Source organism: Microbacterium sp. 1.5R (assembly GCF_007667425.1).
Classification (GTDB): domain Bacteria; phylum Actinomycetota; class Actinomycetes; order Actinomycetales; family Microbacteriaceae; genus Microbacterium.
The window spans coordinates 954,177-971,615 of sequence record NZ_VDRC01000001.1 but is presented as its reverse complement, the minus strand read 5'-3'; the positions used below and the strand labels follow the sequence as shown (position 1 = coordinate 971,615).

Sequence of the window (17,439 nt, the reverse complement as noted above, 5' to 3'; positions counted from 1 at the left end):
TGTATCAGGATCATCGCGGGCGTCACAGATATGAAATATGGGAACCCTTCCTCGACGGAGGGGAGTCGCGGTCGATACCGTCGGCGTATGGGCGACAGCATCGACGCGCGGACTTTCACGCGCCAGGACCGTACCGAGTTTCGCGCGAAGACCGAGCGGTGCCTCGATGCCCTCACCTCGATGCTGGCCGACGGGCGGTTCGCGCCCGTCGACGCTCCGGATTCGCAGCTCGGCATGGAGATCGAGCTCAACCTCGTCGACGAGCACGGTGCGCCGACCCGCGGCAACGAGGCGGCGCTCGCCGCGATCGCCTCCCCGGCGTTCCAGACGGAACTCGCGCGCTTCAATGTCGAGGTCAACGTGGCGCCGCGGCCGATCGGACACGGCAGTCTTCGGGAGCTCGAGGACGTCCTGCGCGGCGCGCTCGACGTCGCGGACGAGAGGGCGAAGTCGACCGGCAGCAGCCTCGCCATGATCGGGATGCTCCCGACGATCGACGAGACGCACTTCACGGAGCGCTGGTTCTCGGCGGATCCCCGGTACAGCCTGCTCGGCCAGCAGGTCCTCTCCGCGCGAGGCGAGGACATCGAGCTGCAGCTCGACGGAGTGGCGCTGAGCGACGATCAGCCTGCCGACCGACTCGACATCGTCTGCGACACCATCCTCCCCGAGGGCACGTGCACCTCCGTGCAGCTGCATCTGCAGGTCGCGCCCGAGTCGTTCGCCTCCTATTGGAACGCGGCGCAGGCGATCGCCGGCGTGCAGGTCGCCCTCGCCGCGAACTCCCCGTTCTTCGCAGGCAGGGCGCTGTGGCACGAGACGCGGATCCCGATGTTCGAACAGGCCACCGACACCCGTCCCCAGGAGCTGAAGAACCAGGGAGTGCGGCCCCGCGTCTGGTTCGGCGAGCGCTGGGTGACGTCGATCTTCGACCTCTTCGAGGAGAACTCGCGATACTTCCCCGCGCTGCTCCCGGTGACCTCGGACGAGGACCCGTTCGAGGCGCTGCGCGAGGGTCGCGCACCCGAGCTGGCCGAGCTGCGCATGCACAACGGCACGGTGTACCGCTGGAATCGTCCGATCTACGATGCCGGTGACGGCACCGCGCACCTCCGCCTCGAGAACCGGGTGCTGCCGGCGGGGCCGAGCGTCGTCGACGTGGTGGCGGATGCCGCGTTCTACTACGGTCTCGTGCGCAGCCTCGCCGAGGCCGACCGCCCGATCTGGTCGCAGATGACCTTCGACGCCGCGGCCGAGAATCTGCAGGCCGCCGCGCGGGACGGCATCGATTCGCGGCTGTACTGGCCGGAAGCCGGCTGGATCAGCCCGGGCGAGCTGGTGCTCCGCCGGCTGCTGCCCGCGGCTGCCGAGGGGCTGGATGCGTTCGGGGTCGACCCCGAGGTCCGCGACCGGTATCTCGGAATCATCGAGCAGCGGTGCGTCACCGGACGGAACGGCGCGGTCTGGCAGCGCGAGAACGTGGCGGCTCGGGAGCGCGCCGGCGCGTCACGCAGCGAGGCCCTGCACGGCATGCTCGCGGACTACCTCGAGCGGATGCAGGCGGGCGAGCCCGTGCACACCTGGACGCACTGACCGGCGCTGCCTGCGGTCACAGGGCGGGTGTCCGCCGCGGCGGAGTACGGCGCTCGCCCGGAGCGCCCGTCGCCTCGAACGCCGCCGCGAGTCGCAGCAGCGCCGTGTCGTCGTAGGCGCGTCCGGCGAACGTCAGGCCGATCGGCATCCCGATGTCGGCCATCAGCCCCATCGGCACGGTGACGGTCGGGATGCCGAGATGCCGCACCGCGAGGTTGCCGTTCGCGATCCACGTCCCGTTGCGCCAGCCGAGGTCGGCCGATGCCTCGTCCACGTCCATGTCGGCGGGGCCGACGTCGGCGACCGCGGGGAACACGACCGCGTCGAGCCGCAGACCGTCCATCCACTCCTCGAGGTCGACGCGACGCGTCTCCTCGAGTCCGCGCAGTCCGTCGGGCAGCTCGGGCATGTCGGCGATCCCGATACCGGGGTTGGCGCGCACCCAGTCCGGGTATTCGGCGATGTCGTCGTCGAATCCGGTGTACCGGTCGGGCAGGGCGCCGTCGGGGTGCGGGAAGATCGTCGCCCCGTCGACGTCGGCGAGCGTCGACAGCCGCGGGTCGGCGTTGGCCTGCAGGAAGTCCTCCCATCCCCACGCCGACAGGTCGACGATCTCGCGGCGCAGGTACTCCGGCGACACGAGCCCCCGGGTCGCGATGGTCGGCGCACCGGGCCGGTCGCCCTCATAGTTCGACACGACCGGGAAGTCGACCTCCACGACTGTGGCACCGGCGGCTTCGAGGTCGCGCCGCGCGGCCTGCCACCGGGCGAGCACCGACGCGCGCGTCTCGATGCGCTGCCCCGTCGGGCCGCCGATTCCCGGCGACGCAGCGGTGCCGGCATCCGCGTCCGCGTCGATGTACATCCGGGGGATGCCGATGCGCGCGCCGTCGAGCGACGCCGCGTCCGCGAGCGCCGGATACGAGGCGGGTCGTATCGAGGACGCAGGGGGTAACTCGACCCACGGCTGAGTGCGCCAGAAGTCCCCGCGCGTCTCGGAGTCGTCCGCGACGATCACGTCGAGGACCTCGAGCAGGTCGGCCATGGTGCGGGTGTGCGGCACCACGACGTCCATCGTCGGGACGAGGGGCCAGTTGCCGCGGGTGGAGATCACTCCGCGCGAGGGTGTGTACGCGCACAGGGCGTTGTTCGTCGCGGGGCCGCGGCCGCTCGACCAGGTCTCCTCGCCGAGACCGAAGGCCGCGAACGAGGCGGCGGTCGCGGAGCCCGACCCGTTCGACGACCCCGAGGCGAAGGGCGCGGTGAGGAACTCGACGTTGTACGGGCTCTCGGCACGGCCGTAGACGCCGCGCTGCATGCCGCCGTTCGCCATCGGCGGCATGTTGGTCAGACCGAGGCAGATCGCGCCGCCTGAGCGCAACCGCTCGATCGTGAATGCGTCGCGCTGCGCCACGAGCTCGGCGAACGCCGGACTGCCGGATGCCGCGGTGAGGCCGCGCACGAGGTAGCTGTCCTTCGCGGTGTAGGGGATGCCGTCGAGCGGCCCGAGCACGTGGCCGCGGGCGCGTCGGGCGTCGGAAGCGTCGGCCTCTGCGCGCGCCTCCGGGTTGCGGACGACCACGGCGTTCAGCGCGGTGGGGGAGTCCGGTCCGTCGTACGCGTCGATGCGGGCGAGGTAGGCGTCGACGAGCTCTACCGCGGTGACGGCTCCGGTCTCGAGCCCGCGGCGGAGCTCGGCGATGGTGGCTTCGTGGACGTTCACGCGGGCACCCGGACGCGGGGCTGCTGCTGCGTGATGCAGTGGATGCCGCCGCCGCGGTCGAACAGCGGGCGGGCGTCGACCGTGACGACGCGGCGGCCGGGGTAGGCGTCGGCGAGGATCTCGCGCGCCGCGGCATCCGCCTTCTCGTCGCCGAAGCCGCACGCCACGACGCCGTCGTTCGTGACGAGGTGGTTGACGTAGCTCCAGTCCACGAAACCCTCGTCGTCGCGCAGCCTCGACGGCGCGGGGAGGTCGATGATCTCGAAGCGGCGGCCCGCTGCGTCCGTCTGCTCGGCGAGGTGCGACCGCAGCTCGCGGCTCACCGCGTGGTCGGGGTGGTCGGGGTCGCGCTGATCGTGCAGCAGCAGGCGACCGGGGGAGACGATCGTGGCGACGATGTCGACGTGGCCGTTGGTGCCGAAGTCGTCGTAGTCGCGGGTGAGTCCTCGGGGCAGCCAGACGGCCTTCGTCGCGCCGATCGTCCTGGTCATCTCGGCCTCGACCCGCTGCCGGTCGGCATACGGGTTGCGCCGAGGGTCGAGCTGGACGGTGTCGGTGAGCAGCACCGTGCCCTCGCCGTCGACGTGGATGCCGCCGCCCTCGTTCACGAGCGTCGAGCTGACGAGCTCGGCACCGACGGCTCCGGCGATGATGCGGGCGTGCTGGGCGGCCTCGCCCCATTGCGCCCACTCCGGAGCGCCCCAGCCGTTGAAGATCCAGTCCACCGCGCCGAGCACGCCCGGTCGTTCGTCGTCCACGACGAACGTGGGGCCGGAGTCCCGCATCCAGAACTCGTCGACCGGCGCCTCGACGATGTCGATGTCGCGGCTCAGCATGCGCCGAGCCCTCGTGATCTCGGCAGGGTCGACGAGCATCGCGACGGTGTCGAACTCTGCGACCGCGTGGGCGACGGCGGTCCAGGTGGCGTAGCCCTCCTCGCGCTCGACCGTCGTGTCGCCGAGCGTCGGCCCCTCGGCGGGGAAGGCCATCCAGGTGCGCTCGTGGGGTGCGGTCTCGGCGGGCATGTGCCAGGCCATCGTCGTCTCCTCGCGGTCGGCCGGTGCGGGCGTCGTCGCTATTGAACATGCGATCAACGAGTGCTACGGTAACCCCTGATGGACACGACGTCAAGAGCCGCCGCCCCCCGGCGGCTGCCCCCGGAGGAGCGCGAGCGCTCCCTCGTCGACGCCGCCGTCGCGCTGGCGCGCGAGAGCGGACTGGAGGCGCTGACGATCCGCGCGATCGCCGCCCGCGCCGGCGTGACTCCCGCCCTCGTGGCGCACTACCGTCCGGTCATGGAGTCGTTCGTGGCCGAGGTCTTCACGGCGATCGTCTCGGCCGAGCGCGACGAGGTCATCGCCTCGTACGACTCCGACGCCGACCTGCGCACGAACCTCCTGCGGCTCATCGAGACGCTGCTCGACGACCATCGCGACGACGTCGCCGTCGTGTGGGTGCAGTCGTGGGCGCTGGGCGCCCGCAACGAGGCGCTCGGCGCCAGGGTGCGCGCCGAGATGGACCTCTGGCAGAGCGCACTGGAAGACCTCATCGCCCGCGCGATCGCCGATGACCCGCACTCGACGGCAGACCCCGGCTCGGCGGCGTGGATGCTGCTCGCCATGGTCGACGGCATGAGCGCCCACTCGCTCGTCAAGTGGGCTCCGCGAGATCGGGCCGCCCTCGCGCGGCGCACGCTCGCGGCCGTCCTCGACATCCCGGCGGACGCCCTGTCGCCCGCCGCGCACCCCTCGACAGACAGGTAGGAAGACCCTCATGGGCGCAGAACGCATGCACGCGGCATCCGCGGAGTCGACGGCGATCGTCGACGCCGTGCTCGACTACTCGCGGCGACGGATGCTCGCCGCCGACGTGCCGCTCGACAAGCCGCAGACGCCCGCCGAGCTGAACCGCCTCGTCGGCACGACCATCACCGACGCCGGCCTCGGCGCCCAGCGGGCGCTGAGCGTGTTCGAGCACATCCTCGCGCCCGCCTGCCTCACCACGAGCCACCCGTCGTACCTGTCGTTCATCCCGACCGCGCCGACGATGGCGGCGATCGCGTTCGACCTCGTGGTCTCGGCATCCGGGCTCTACGGCGGCAGCTGGCTCGAAGGTGCGGGCGCGGTGCACGCCGAGAACGAGGTGCTGTCGTTCCTCGCCGCCGAGTTCGGCCTGCCGGCGACGGCCGGCGGCGTCTTCGTGCAGGGCGGCACGATCGGCAATCTGTCGGCGCTCGTCGCCGCGCGGGAGGCCGCTCGGGCCCGACTGGCGGAGCGGGGCGTCGAGCCGCCGGCACGCTGGAAGATCGTGTGCAGCGTCGAGGCGCACTCCTCGAACAAGTCCGCCGCGAAGGTCATGGATGCCGAGGTGCTGCTCGTCCCGGCGGGGCCGGACGGAGTGCTGCGAGCGGATGCCGTGCGCGAGGCGCTCCGCGAGCACGGCGACGAGATCTGCGCCGTGGTCGCCACGGCCGGGTCGACGAACTTCGGCATCGTCGACGACATCGCGGGTATCGCCGCGCTGAAGGACGACTTCGACTTCTGGCTGCACATCGACGGCGCGTACGGACTCACCGCCATGCTCGCGCCCGAGGCGCGGCCGATCTTCGCGGGGGTGGAGCGCGCCGACTCGGTGATCGTCGATCCGCACAAGTGGCTGTTCGCACCGTTCGACTGCTGTGCGCTCATCTACCGCGACCCCGAGGCGGGGCGCCGCGCGCACACGCAGCACGCCGAGTACCTCGACACGCTCACCGAGGGCGATGACTACAGCCCCTCGGACTACTCGATCCAGCTCACCCGACGCCCTCGCGGTCTGCCGCTGTGGTTCTCGCTCGCGACCTACGGGATCGAGGCGTACCGCGAGGCCGTCGGCGCCACGATCGCCCTCACGGCGCGCATCGCCGAGGAGATCTCCGCCCGACCCGAGCTGCGGCTCGTACGCGACCCGCAGCTGTCGGTCGTCGTGTTCGAGCGCGAGGGGTGGGAGCGTGCCGACTACGACCGATGGTCCGCCGCGCTGCTCGACTCGCAGCGCGCCTTCGTCGTGCCGAGCTCGCACCGGGGCCGGCCCAACACCCGGTTCGCCATCCTCAACCCGCTCACGACCTTCGACGACCTCGTCGGCATCCTCGACACGATGAAGTAGCGCTGGCACCCGGTGGGCGCACGGCGAGCCGCCCGTCAGGTCCCGCCCATCCGGTCCCGCCCGTCCGGTCCCGCCCATCCGGTCCCGCCTCCGCACCGAACGACCAGCATGCGCCGCCGCTCCCTCGCCTCCGTGATCGCTCTCGCCCTGGGTCTCACGGCGTGCAGCGGGTCGCCTGCACCCGACTCCTCGCCCACACCGGGCGACGGGCCGGTGGTCGCCTTCTACGGGGACTCGTACACCCTCGGCACCGGGGCGAGCGACGAAGCGAACCGCTGGTCCACCGCCATCAGCGCCGAGCGCGGGTGGCGCGAGTTCAACCCGAGCGTGAACGGGCTCGGGTTCGTCAACCACCGGTCCTCGTTCGGCGACGACGACCTGCCCGCGCTGATCATCGCGGAGGACCCGGACATCGTCTTCATCACGATGGGACTCAACGACAACTTCAGCTACGGCGCTCGGGCCGACCTCATCCGAGAGACCATCGTCGACGACTTCGCCAGGCTGCACGACGCACTCCCCGACGCGCGCTTCGTCGTGGTCGAGCCTTTCTGGTACACCGCCGACCGCCCGGACTCCGTCGACATCATCAGCGGGTGGGTCGAGGACGCCGCGTCGACGATCGGCGCCGACTGGATCCCGGGAGCGAGTCGATGGCTCGACGGCCACTACGCCGGGTCGGCGGACAGCTGGATGGCGGCTGACGGCCTGCATCCGTCCGATGAGGGGTACCTGCAGATGGCGGAGCGGATGGATGCCGCCCTGGCGGAGCTGGACCCGCCGCTCTAAATGGAGCTGGACCCGCCGCTCGAGAGGCGTGCGCCGCTCGGACGAGGTTTCACTGTCAGCGGTCGGTGTGGGCCGCGAGGAAGTCGAGCGTCTGCTGCAAGGCGGTCCGGGCGTCGGGCATGTCCAAGTGGAACTGGTACTCGTGCGGCAATGCCGGCTCGTGCGGCGCGGGCCAGAACAGCGTCGTGACATCGACGCCGAGGGCCTCGAGTCGCTTCGCCATCGGGATCGACTGCAGCCAGGTGAGTCCGTCGCCGTTGCCGCCCGAGATGTAGGTGGCGGGGAAGTCCTCGGTCACCCAATCGATCGTCGACATGGTCGCACCCGTTGCGTCCTCGGCCCAGGTCTTGGTGCCCGAGTACGCCCACATCGCCGACTTGAAGCCCCACCCGGGGATGCCGTCGAGCTGCGCGAGGGCGGCGAGGTCGTACACGCCGCAGTTGAGGATGGTCGCCACGACCTGCGACGCCTCGAGAGCCGGCTCGATGTCCATGATGTCGGCGTAGTCGGGGCTCGTGATGAGGGTCGCCATCTGGCTGGCGAGCTGGCCGCCGGCCGAATCGCCCGCGAGGATGATCTGATCGGCGTCGACTCCGAGCTCGTCGGCGTGCTCGTCGATGTACGCGAGTGCCTCGTTCAACTGGTGCACCGCGAGCGGGTACACGCCCTCCGGGCCGATCGTGTAGTTCACGCCGATCGCCGTGTAGCCCTCGCCTGCGAGGATGCGCAGGTACGGGGCCACGTTCTCCTTCTCGCCCGAGATCCAGGCGCCGCCGTGGATCCACACGATCGTGGGGAGGGGGCCGGTGGCGGATGCCGGGGCGAAGACGTCCATCGTGGTGTCCGTGCCCGCGTCGCCGTACGAGACGTCGAGCTGCTCGGTGAGCTCGGTGTCCGGCACGTGCCGGTCCATCTCGGCGGCCGTCTCATCGCCGCCCTTCTCGAACACCGCGCGGATCAGCATGGCCGAGGGCCACGGGGTGAGGGCGCCGACGATCGCGGCGATCACGACGACGGCGATCAGGATCAACAGCGCGACCTTCGTGCGACGCCATGGGCGGCGGGCGCGACGTTCGGACGTCTCGGTCGGGGCGCTCTCGTCGGTGGGCGCGCTCGCGGTCATGGGAATCCCCTCTCCGCGCAACAGTGTGGCAGTATTCCGCGCCCTGCCGCACCTGGCGCGGCCGTCAGGCTGTGCCGCTGCCGAGTCCGCGCACGATGGCCTGCAGCCCGTAAGCGAAAGCGTCGTCGACGTCGCCTCCGAGGCGGAAGGCCCCGGCGAGCTCCATCTGCAGGAAGCCCGTCGCCCAGGCGGTGAACAGACGAGCGGCATCGAGTGCGTGCTCGACGCCGACCAGTGCCGCGCACGCGCGGAGCACCGGAGCAGAGGCGCGGTGCAGAGCGTCTTCCGGAGCGACGGGCGTGAACAGCAGACGGAACGCCTCGGGGCGGTCGTGGGCGAAGCCGCGATAGACGGCCGCCAGTGCGGTGAGGTCATCGTCGCTCGATGCGAGCCGTGACGCGAGGGCATCGGCCGCCTCGCCGGCGACCGCCTGCAGCAGCGCCTCGCGATCGCGCACGCGCTTGTAGAGCGAAGGGGCCCGGACGCCGACTCGGGTGGCGACGGCCTGCATCGTCACGCCCGCCGGACCGCTCTCCTCCAGCAGCGCGGAGCCGGCCTGCACGATCGCCTCGGTGGTGGTGCGCTCCGGTGTCGGCATCTCGTCCTCCTGTCCGGTGCGCGTCGCGTCCGTCGCTCCGCGGTATGGCTATTGACAGTAGCCATGATAGCTACGTAACGTAGCCATCGCAACCGAAGGGATAGCCATGAAGCTCGCACCGCATCTGCACCGTTTGGGCAACGACATCGTCGCCTCCTACCTGATCGACCTGCCCGAGGGCATTACGCTCATCGACGCCGGGATGCCGGGGCACTGGCGGGACCTGCAGCGCGAGCTTGCCGAGATCGGCCGCCCGCTCGCAGACGTCCGCGGCGTCGTGCTGACCCACGGCGACAGCGATCACATCGGCTTCGCCGAGAAGCTGCGCCGCGAGGCGGGAGTTCCCGTCTTCGTCCATACCGCCGACGCCCACCGCGTTCGCACGGGGGAGAAGCCCCAGACCGCCATGGGTCCGTCGCGCCTGGGTCCGATGCTCCGCTTCCTCGCCTACGGCATCCGCCAGCGGGCGTTGCGAACCCCGCAGGTGGCGGAGGTCGTCGAGGTCGCCGACGGCGATGTGCTCGACCTGCCGGGCGCCCCCGCGATCATCGGGATGCCGGGGCACTCGCCGGGCAGCATCGCGATCCACGTGCCCGTCGTCGACGCCGTCTTCGTCGGTGACGCGCTGACGACGCGTCACGTGCTCACCGGACGTGAGGGAGCGCAGCCGGCCCCGTTCACCGACGAGCCGGAGCGCGCGTCGGCCTCCCTCGACCGGCTCGCAGACGTCCCGGCATCCTGGGTCCTTCCCGGTCACGGCGCACCCTGGCGAGGCACGCCCGCCGACATCGCGAGGGCCGTGCGCGCGGCAGAGTGACGCGCGGCGGCGCGCAGCTGTCGCTCTGGGGGCCGACGCGCCAGATGTCGGACGAATGCGGGGGAGCGGTCCGACATCTGGCGTGTCGGCCCCCGAAGTGGAGTGAGCGTGTCGGCGCCGTTCAGCGCGCGGCGAGCACCGACGCCGTATCGCCGACCGTCAGCTGCGGCGGATACAGCCCCATGACGTGCAGGGCGGCGGCGTGGTTCTCGGCCGTCGACCCCGCGCACGCATCGGCGGCGACCGTGACGTGAGCGCCCGCATCAGCTGCGGCGAGGGCCGTCGAGATGACGCAGCAGTCCGTCGCCACGCCCGTCAGTACGACGTGCGCGCCGCGGCCCACGACGGCCTCGATCGCGGCCCCCCACTTGCCGAACGTCGGCAGATCGAGCGTCGGGTGCGGCGACAGGTCTCGAGCCTCTGGCACGAGGTCGAACAGCGGATCGCTCTGAGGCCGATCCGCGAACGGCCACTCGGCGAAGTAGTCGCCCCAGGCCGTGTCTCGGTCGCCGGTCGGCATCCATCGCGTTACCAGCACGTTCTCGCCGAACGACGCGGCGAGCTCGCGGATGCGCACCATCGCGTCGCCGAAGAACGGCGACCCCCATGCCGAGTCGGGCGAGGCGAAGATCGTCTGAGGATCGATCACGATGAGCCAGGCCGACCCCGGCTGTGCGGACCCTGGCTCTGCGGACGGGCTGCTCACGCCGCCTGCTCCTGCCGGCGGATCCTTCCGGCCCGCGCGAACCAGGTGACCACGAACGACAGCACGAGAGCGAAGAAGACACCGAGGTTCGCGTATGCCCACTCGCCCTCCTTGCCGCCGATCAGGGGCAGCAGGTAGCCCTGCCAGTTGTTCCAGGGCGCGGCGTCCGCGAACGAGTTCACGACGAAGCCCCAGCCGATCACGCTGGCGACGACCATGGTGCCGATCGAGGTCCAGTCCCAGGCGCCGTAGCGTCCGCGGCTGTCGAACAGGGCTGCCTCGTCGTAGTCGGCGCGACGGCGCAGGATGTCGGCGATGAGGATGCCGGCCCACGATGCGAGCGGCACTCCGAGCGTGATGAGGAAGCTCTGGAACGGACCGAGGAAGTCGGTCGCGACGAAGACGACATAGATCGTGCCGAGCGTGAGGATCACGCCGTCGATCGCGGCCGCCGAGGGGCGGGGGATGCGGATGCCGAGGCTCAGCAGCGTGAGGCCCGATGAGTAGATGCCGAGCACCGCGCCCGAGACCAGGGCCAGCACCGCCGTCAGCAGGAACGGCACGAGCACCCAGACGGGGAGGATCGTGGCGAGCGCGCCGATCGGGTCGTTCTGCACGGCGGCGAACAGGTCGTCGTTCGAGCCGGCGAGCAGCAGGCCGAACACGACGAGGATCACGGGGGCGATCGAGCCGCCGATCGTGTTCCAGGCGACGATCGCCCCGTCGGACGCCGTGCGCTTCTGATACCGCGACCAGTCGGCGGCGATGTTGATCCAGCCGAGGCCGAACCCGGTCATGACCATCACGAGGGCGCCGATCACCTGTCCGATGCCGCCGTCCGGAAGAGCGAGCACCGCGGCGAGGTCGATGGTCGGTACGGCGAGGATCACGTACAGCACCGTCACGACGCCGGTGATCCAGGTGAGCACGGACTGCAGTCGCATGATCGTGTGATAGCCGAGCACGGATGCCGCGACGATCAGTGCCGCCACGACCACGGTCGCGATGATCTTGAGGGCGACGCTGTCGCCGTCACCGCCGAGCTGCGAGATGACGGTGGCCGTGGCGAGCACCGCCATGATCGCGAGGAACGTCTCCCACCCGATCGAGGTCAGCCACGACACGATGCCGGGGATCTTCTGCCCCTGCACGCCGAAGGCGGCCCGCGAGAGCACCATGGTGGGCGCGGAGCCGCGCTTGCCCGCGATCGCGATGAGTCCGCAGAGCAGGAACGACACCACGATGCCGATGACGGACACGAGGGTCGCCTGCCAGAACGAGATGCCGAACCCGAGCACGAACGAGCCGTACGACATGCCGAACACCGACACGTTGGCGGCGAACCAGGGCCAGAACAGGTCGCGCGGCTGGGCGGTGCGCTCGGACTCGGGGATGATCTCGATGCCCGCGCGCTCGATGAGGGCGCCGCGGGTCTCCACCGGCTGGATCTGCGTCATCTGCTCATGATGGCACCGACGCGGGGCGGTGGGGTGGAGCGTGACGATCAGCCCGCGAAGAACGCCCCGGCGACGCGCGTCAGGTCATGGAGGTCGGAGACGCCGGCGAGCTCGCGGGCCGAGTGCATCGACAGGATCGGGATGCCGACGTCGACCGTGCGGATGCCGAGGCGCGTGGCCGTGATCGGTCCGATCGTCGACCCGCAGGGCACGTTGTTGTTCGACACGAACTCCTGGGTCACGACGTCGGCCGTGTCGCACCAGCCGCGCCAGGCGGCCGAGCCGACGGCATCCGTCGCGTAGCGCTGGTTCGCGTTGAGCTTCAGGATCGGACCCGAGCCGAGCACCGGCTGCACCACGGGGTCGTGCTTCTGCGCGTAATTGGGGTGCACCGAGTGGCCGACGTCGCTGGACAGGCACCACGACGAGGCGAACGCCTGCCGGCGCTGCGACGCGTCGGCGCCGAGGGCGTCGTACACGCGACCCAGGACGTCTTCGAGGAACGGTCCGGCCGCGCCGGAGCGCGAGTTCGAGCCCAGCTCCTCGTGGTCGAACGCCGCGAGGATCGCGATCGGCTGCCCGGCGCTCGTCGAGTCGGCGGCCTGCACGAGTGCTACGACGCCCGCGTGCACGGAGGCGAGGTCGTCGAGGCGCCCCGAGGCGAAGAACGCGTCGTCTTTGCCGAACACCGCTCCGCGCGCCGAGTCGGCGATGACGACGTCGTAGCCGCGGATGTCTGAGGCCGAGACGTCGGCCGATCCGGCGAGCTCGGCGAGGATGTCGGCCTCGGCGACGTCGCCCACGCCCCAGACCGGCTGCGTCTCGGCCTGCTTGTCGAGAGCCAGGCCGCTGTTGTTGACGCCGCGGTCGAGGTGTACGGCCAACTGGGGCAGGCGCAGCAGCGCACCGGTGGTGGCGAGCACGACGCGACCGTCGGCGAGCGCGAGGCGTCCGGCGAGGGCGAGCTCGCGGTCGAGCCAGGAGTTCAGCAGCGGACCGCCGTACACCTCGACGGCGGCCTGCAACCAGCCGCGTCCGCCCGTCGTCGGCTGCGGCTTGAGCTTGAAGCCGGGGGAGTCCGTGTGGGCGCCGAACACGTGGCTCGGGGTCGTCGCCGTCGCGCCCTCCGGCACCGTCCACCCGATCGTCGCGCCGTCGCGCACGACCACATACCGTCCCCCTGGGTGGATCTCCCACGCCTGCTCCTCGTGCAGCCGCTCGAACCCGGCCTCCTCGAGGCGACCGGCGGTCTCGGCGGCGGCGTGGTAGCTCGACGGAGACGCGGCGACGAAGTCGGCGAGGTCGTCGGCGTGGGAGAGGGCGTCGGGGGTGACGGGCATGGTCGACCTTCCTGATGGCGTCCTTCGATCGTAATCGGAGGGGTCCGACATCGCGGTCCCGCCGCCGCCTCGGCATCCTGTTCGCCCGTCGGACACGTTCGCGGGGTACCGTGATCTCGATGGCGCCCAGGGTTCCGGGGCGCGACGCGCCCGCGACGGGCGGAAGGGTCGCCCGTGTCCGCACTCGCCTTCGTCCTCGTCATCGCCGCGGCGATCTCGCACGCTGCGTGGAACGTGATCGCCCACGGCGTCAGCAGGGCCGGGACGCCGTTCCTGTGGTGGGGTGCGGTCGGCAGCACTCTCGTCTGGGCCGGCGCGATCCCGTTCACCGGAGGCCTCGGCACCGACGACCTGCTCGCCTTCGCGCTCGGCGTCGCGGTGTCCGGGGTGCTGCACGTCGTCTACATGGCGGTGCTGCAGCGCGGATACCGCGAGGGCAACCTCTCGACGGTGTACGCCACGGCCCGCGGCACCGGACCTTTCCTCTCGGTGATCGTCGCAGTGCTGCTGCTCGGCGAGCGGCCGTCGGCTGTGGCGCTGATCGGCGTCACCGCGATCATCGTCGGCGTCGTGACGATCGGCCTGGTCGACCGCCGGGGAGCCGGAACGCGCCGCCGCGGCCTCGACCTCGGCCTCGTGTTCGGGCTCCTCACCGGCGTCGCCATCACCGCGTACACGATCTGGGACGCGAACGCCGTCCGCAGCTGGAACCTGTCGCCCGTCGCGTTCATGGTGGGGACGACGCTGCTGCAGATCCCGTTCTACTCGGTCGGCGTGCGACGGCGCTGGGGGGCGGTGCGGATGCTGTGGCGCACCCAGTGGCGCAGGATCGTGGCCTTCAGCATCCTCTCCCCACTGTCGTACATCCTCGTGCTCACGGCCGTCCGGATCGCCCCGGTCGCGCTCGTCGCGCCGCTGCGCGAGGTGAGCGTGGTGCTCGTGAGCCTCTTCGGGGTGTTCGTGCTGAAAGAGAGCAGGCCGGGATGGCGCATCGCCGCGTCCGTCGTCGTCGCCACAGGGATCGTGATGCTCGCGCTGTAGATAAGGCCCCTTTCGCTGGTTGTATGCCTTTCGCTGGTTGTATGGGGGTGTGGTGGTGTGGGAATTCCGGGCGGCGCGTCAATCGGATGCCGAGTGGATGGCCGAGCTGCGCTCGGTCGTGATGCGCCCCGACCTCGAGCGACTCGGCCGCTTCGATCCCGTGCGGGTGCGGACCCGCTTTCTCGACGCCTACGTGCCCGAGCTCACTCGCGTCATCGTCGTGGACGGGGCGGATGCCGGACTCGTCGCCGTCAGACCCGAACGAAGCCACACCTGGATCGAGCACTTCTACCTGGATCCGTCGCTGCAGGGGCAGGGGGTCGGCGGTGCTGTGCTGTCCGCACTGCTCGCGGAGGGTGCAGCCAGCGGCCCATTCCGTCTGAACGTCCTGCAGGGGAGTCCCGCACGGAGGCTGTACGAGCGGCACGGGTTCGTGGCGGATGCCGCAGACGAGGTCGACGTCTTCATGACGCTGCCCCGCGGCGATCGGTCCACGCGGGTCGTCGAGTGAGCGGATCTCTGAGGGTCAATACGCAGTGCGCGTTCTCTCCCTCGGCTCGTTGAGCGAGCGGAGCAAGTCGAAACGCAGTGCGCGTTCTCTCTCTTGGCTCGTTGAGCGAGCGGGGCGAGTCGAAACGCAGTGCGCGTTCTCTCCCTCGGGTTGTTGAGCGAGCGGGGCGAGTCGAAACGCAGTGAGCGTCCTCATGGAATCGCTTCCCCTGGTCTTCCAGCGAGCGGCTCCCCCTCGGGTCTTCCATCGAGCGCCCTCCCTCGGGTCGTTGAGCGAGCGGAGCGAGTCGAAACGCGGTGAGCGTCCTCCGAGAGCTCGCCGAGACCCGCGCGCCCTCGTCGTGTTCCGGTGTTCTGGAATAACCCCCTGAACTGGCCTGTTTCTGCTCGCTTCGCGCGTCCGAATGTCGGTGCCCCCCGATTGAATCGACCCATGACCCACCCCACCAGTGCTCTCGCCCAGGTCGCGTCCGACCTGGATGCGATGCTGTCCGGCAGCACTCTCGCCACGGTGGCCGATGCCGACCGTGTCGGCGTGTTGCAGGCCGCGGGGGCGGTGTTGCGGCGGGTGGAGGCGGTGATCGTCGAGACGTTGGCGTCGACCGATGCCACGGGCCTCGCGCATGGTGCGGGGTGCCGCACGCCGCGGGAACTCCTCCAGCGCACGCTTCTCGTCGACGGTCCGGCAGCGGGGCGGGTGGTGAAGGCGTCCGCAGTGGTGAGCCGGGAGGCGAGTCTGGTGTCGGGGGAGTGGTTGCCGGCCCGGTGGCCGGCGGTGCGTGAGGCGCTTCTGGACGGAGTGGTCGGGGTGGCGGGGGTGTTGTCGGCGACGGGGCCGGTGGAGCTGATCCGAGATCGGATCGGCGCCGAGGAGAGGTGGCAGGCGGATGCCTTCCTCGCCGACGCCGCCCGTGGGTCGGACGACGACGCGGACATCACCACGGAGGAGAAGGCTGGCGAGGGCGACACGTCTCGGGAAGGTGCCGACGGTCCAGGGATGCTGCCGGAGGACCTGGGGCGCCTGGCGCAGCAGATCGCCTTGGTGTTGGATCCGGATGGTCCCGAGCCTGATGATCAGCGGGCCCTGCAGCGGCGTGGGTTGACGATCGGGCGGCTGCACCTGGGGGTGCACCGCATCAGTGGGCACCTGCTCCCTGACGCGGCGGCGCAGTTGCAGCTGATCGTGGACGCGATGCTCAACCCGAAGGTCGATGGCCCGCCCCGCCCGACCGGGGTGCGATTCGCACCCTCGCCGGGTGAGGCTGCTGGCACCTCGAACGGTGGTGGTGGCGGCGACAGCGACAGCGCCGGTGGTGGTGCGGGTGGCGGTGGCGGCGCCGGCGATGGTGCGGGCAACGGCGACGGTGCGGGCAACGGCGACGGTGCCGGCAATGGTGATGATGCCGGCGATGGTGATGGTGGCAGTGATGGTGTCAGATCGGATCCGTGGAACGAGGATCCGCGGGCGGTGATCGACTCGCGCACGCACACACAGAAGCGTCATGATGCGTTGGCGGCCGCTCTCGGGATCGCGGCCCGGCATACGGAGATGCCCTCATCGGGCGGTGCGGCACCGACCCTTGTCGTCATGGTCGACGAGAAAGACCTCGCCGCGAACACGGGCAGGGCGCGGTTGCCGGGGTCGGAGGCGACGATCCCGACGTCCGCGGCCGTGCATGCGGCGTGTGCGGGGGTGATCCAGCGTGTCGTGGTCGATGCGGGGCGGATCGTGGGGATCTCGGTCACGGATCGGGTGTTCACGGTGCATCAGCGGCGGGCGATCATCGCCCGCGATACCGAGTGCCTCATCCCGGGGTGTCATGTTCCCGCGTCGTGGTGCGAGATCCATCACGTGACCGAGCATGCCCGGGGTGGGCCGACGTCGACGGATAACGGGGTCCCGTTGTGTTGGTGGCATCACCGCTCCCTTGGCTCGTCGGGGTGGGAGATCCGCATGAACGACGGCATCCCCCAGGTGCGGGGTCCCGGATGGTGGGACCCCACCCGACGATGGCGCACCCCCACACACAGCACGAGACCACTCCACCGATCGTCGATCGACGGAGCCCGCGTCGCCGCGGACGCGGATGCGGACACGCTGCGAATGCTCTCAGTCAGGAGCGGCCACAGCCGACCAGCCGTCGACGACGTGCTGACGCGCACCGGTTGAAGGGCGCGCCGCCCCGGCAAGCATGCCTACATCCGAGCTGCAACGACCTCCGCCTTGAACCCGGCGCTGTTCTCGAGCCATCCGGCGTAGTGATCGCTGCCCCCCGCGTGGGGATAGCGATCCTGATACAGCCGACGCCAGCCATGCGCAGGCGCATCAGCGATGATCTCGTCCACCTCGGCGGCGCCCTCAACCGAGAACGCGAGGTGGTTCACGCCAGGAGCCCTGCGATCATGTACCGCGCCCGAGAGATTCGGCGAGGTCGTGAGAGTGAGGTACGCGCCGCCCGCTGCCCAGGACTCACCCTCGGGCCAGGAGCTCTCGCGCTCGAATCCCAGACGATCCAGCAACCAGCCCCACTCGGCACACGCCTGCGTCAGATCCGCGACCCACACCTCGACATGATGAAACCCAGCCACGGCGAA

Annotated in this window: 16 protein-coding genes; 8 read left to right on the top strand and 8 right to left on the bottom strand. The window is 70.6% G+C overall.

Going from position 1 to position 17,439, the window contains the following annotated elements; translation table 11 throughout:
• Positions 1–87: 87 nt before the first annotated feature.
• Entirely contained in the window at positions 88–1,593 is a 1,506-nt protein-coding gene (locus tag FSY98_RS04830; RefSeq protein WP_144874444.1) for a glutamate-cysteine ligase family protein, read from the top strand.
• 16 nt (positions 1,594–1,609) lie between these two features.
• Here the strand turns inward: FSY98_RS04830 and FSY98_RS04825 are convergent, their stop codons facing one another.
• Together FSY98_RS04825 and FSY98_RS04820 are read right to left on the bottom strand one after the other, a co-directional pair.
• Positions 1,610–3,316: an amidase gene (locus FSY98_RS04825; RefSeq protein WP_186307543.1), complete on the bottom strand. Its 1,707-nt coding sequence runs from the start codon at positions 3,314–3,316 to the stop codon at positions 1,610–1,612.
• On the bottom strand, positions 3,313–4,353 hold the full coding sequence (locus FSY98_RS04820) for an agmatine/peptidylarginine deiminase (protein WP_144874442.1): 1,041 nt from the start codon (positions 4,351–4,353) through the stop codon (positions 3,313–3,315). The genes FSY98_RS04825 and FSY98_RS04820 overlap by 4 nt, the downstream gene beginning before the upstream one ends.
• A 78-nt stretch (positions 4,354–4,431) precedes the next feature.
• On the opposite strand from FSY98_RS04820, the gene FSY98_RS04815 reads away from it, so the two are divergent.
• The 3 genes from FSY98_RS04815 to FSY98_RS04805 all read left to right on the top strand — a co-directional run bounded on the left by FSY98_RS04815 (position 4,432) and on the right by FSY98_RS04805 (position 7,252).
• Positions 4,432–5,079, top strand: coding sequence for a TetR/AcrR family transcriptional regulator (locus FSY98_RS04815; protein ID WP_144874439.1), 648 nt, complete (start codon positions 4,432–4,434; stop codon positions 5,077–5,079).
• Positions 5,080–5,089: 10 nt separating this feature from the next.
• Positions 5,090–6,463: a pyridoxal-dependent decarboxylase gene (locus FSY98_RS04810; protein ID WP_144874437.1), complete on the top strand. Its 1,374-nt coding sequence runs from the start codon at positions 5,090–5,092 to the stop codon at positions 6,461–6,463.
• Positions 6,464–6,571: 108 nt separating this feature from the next.
• A complete protein-coding gene (locus FSY98_RS04805) occupies positions 6,572–7,252 on the top strand; it encodes an SGNH/GDSL hydrolase family protein (protein ID WP_144874435.1) in 681 nt (226 codons plus the stop codon).
• Between the two features lie 55 nt (positions 7,253–7,307).
• Here the strand turns inward: FSY98_RS04805 and FSY98_RS04800 are convergent, their stop codons facing one another.
• On the bottom strand, positions 7,308–8,375 hold the full coding sequence (locus FSY98_RS04800; protein WP_144874433.1) for an alpha/beta hydrolase: 1,068 nt from the start codon (positions 8,373–8,375) through the stop codon (positions 7,308–7,310).
• A 64-nt stretch (positions 8,376–8,439) separates the two neighbouring features.
• On the bottom strand, positions 8,440–8,973 hold the full coding sequence (locus FSY98_RS04795) for a TetR/AcrR family transcriptional regulator (RefSeq protein WP_144874431.1): 534 nt from the start codon (positions 8,971–8,973) through the stop codon (positions 8,440–8,442).
• A 106-nt stretch (positions 8,974–9,079) separates the two neighbouring features.
• Between FSY98_RS04795 and FSY98_RS04790 the strand changes: the two genes are divergently transcribed.
• Positions 9,080–9,790, top strand: a complete 711-nt coding sequence (locus tag FSY98_RS04790) for an MBL fold metallo-hydrolase (RefSeq protein WP_144874429.1) — start codon at positions 9,080–9,082, stop codon at positions 9,788–9,790.
• A gap of 121 nt (positions 9,791–9,911) precedes the next feature.
• Here the strand turns inward: FSY98_RS04790 and FSY98_RS04785 are convergent, their stop codons facing one another.
• The 3 genes from FSY98_RS04785 to FSY98_RS04775 are packed head-to-tail and all read right to left on the bottom strand — an operon-like array spanning position 9,912 to position 13,293.
• Entirely contained in the window at positions 9,912–10,496 is a 585-nt protein-coding gene (locus FSY98_RS04785) for a cysteine hydrolase family protein (protein WP_260857280.1), read from the bottom strand.
• Complete coding sequence (locus FSY98_RS04780; RefSeq protein ID WP_144874427.1) at positions 10,493–11,953, bottom strand: cytosine permease; 1,461 nt, start codon at positions 11,951–11,953, stop codon at positions 10,493–10,495. Before FSY98_RS04780 ends, FSY98_RS04785 begins: the two co-directional genes overlap by 4 nt.
• Before the next feature lie 47 nt (positions 11,954–12,000).
• Positions 12,001–13,293: a M18 family aminopeptidase gene (locus tag FSY98_RS04775; protein WP_144874425.1), complete on the bottom strand. Its 1,293-nt coding sequence runs from the start codon at positions 13,291–13,293 to the stop codon at positions 12,001–12,003.
• Positions 13,294–13,467: 174 nt separating this feature from the next.
• On the opposite strand from FSY98_RS04775, the gene FSY98_RS04770 reads away from it, so the two are divergent.
• The 3 genes from FSY98_RS04770 (at position 13,468) to FSY98_RS04760 (ending at position 17,014) form a co-directional block, all read left to right on the top strand.
• Complete coding sequence (locus FSY98_RS04770) at positions 13,468–14,334, top strand: hypothetical protein (protein ID WP_144874423.1); 867 nt, start codon at positions 13,468–13,470, stop codon at positions 14,332–14,334.
• A 97-nt stretch (positions 14,335–14,431) separates the two neighbouring features.
• Positions 14,432–14,845, top strand: coding sequence for a GNAT family N-acetyltransferase (locus FSY98_RS04765; RefSeq protein ID WP_144876605.1), 414 nt, complete (start codon positions 14,432–14,434; stop codon positions 14,843–14,845).
• A 432-nt stretch (positions 14,846–15,277) separates the two neighbouring features.
• Positions 15,278–17,014, top strand: a complete 1,737-nt coding sequence (locus FSY98_RS04760) for an HNH endonuclease signature motif containing protein (protein WP_144874421.1) — start codon at positions 15,278–15,280, stop codon at positions 17,012–17,014.
• A 26-nt stretch (positions 17,015–17,040) separates the two neighbouring features.
• Here FSY98_RS04760 and FSY98_RS04755 read toward each other — a convergent pair whose 3' ends face one another.
• Positions 17,041–17,433, bottom strand: a complete 393-nt coding sequence (locus FSY98_RS04755) for a VOC family protein (RefSeq protein WP_144874419.1) — start codon at positions 17,431–17,433, stop codon at positions 17,041–17,043.
• Positions 17,434–17,439 lie beyond the last annotated feature (6 nt).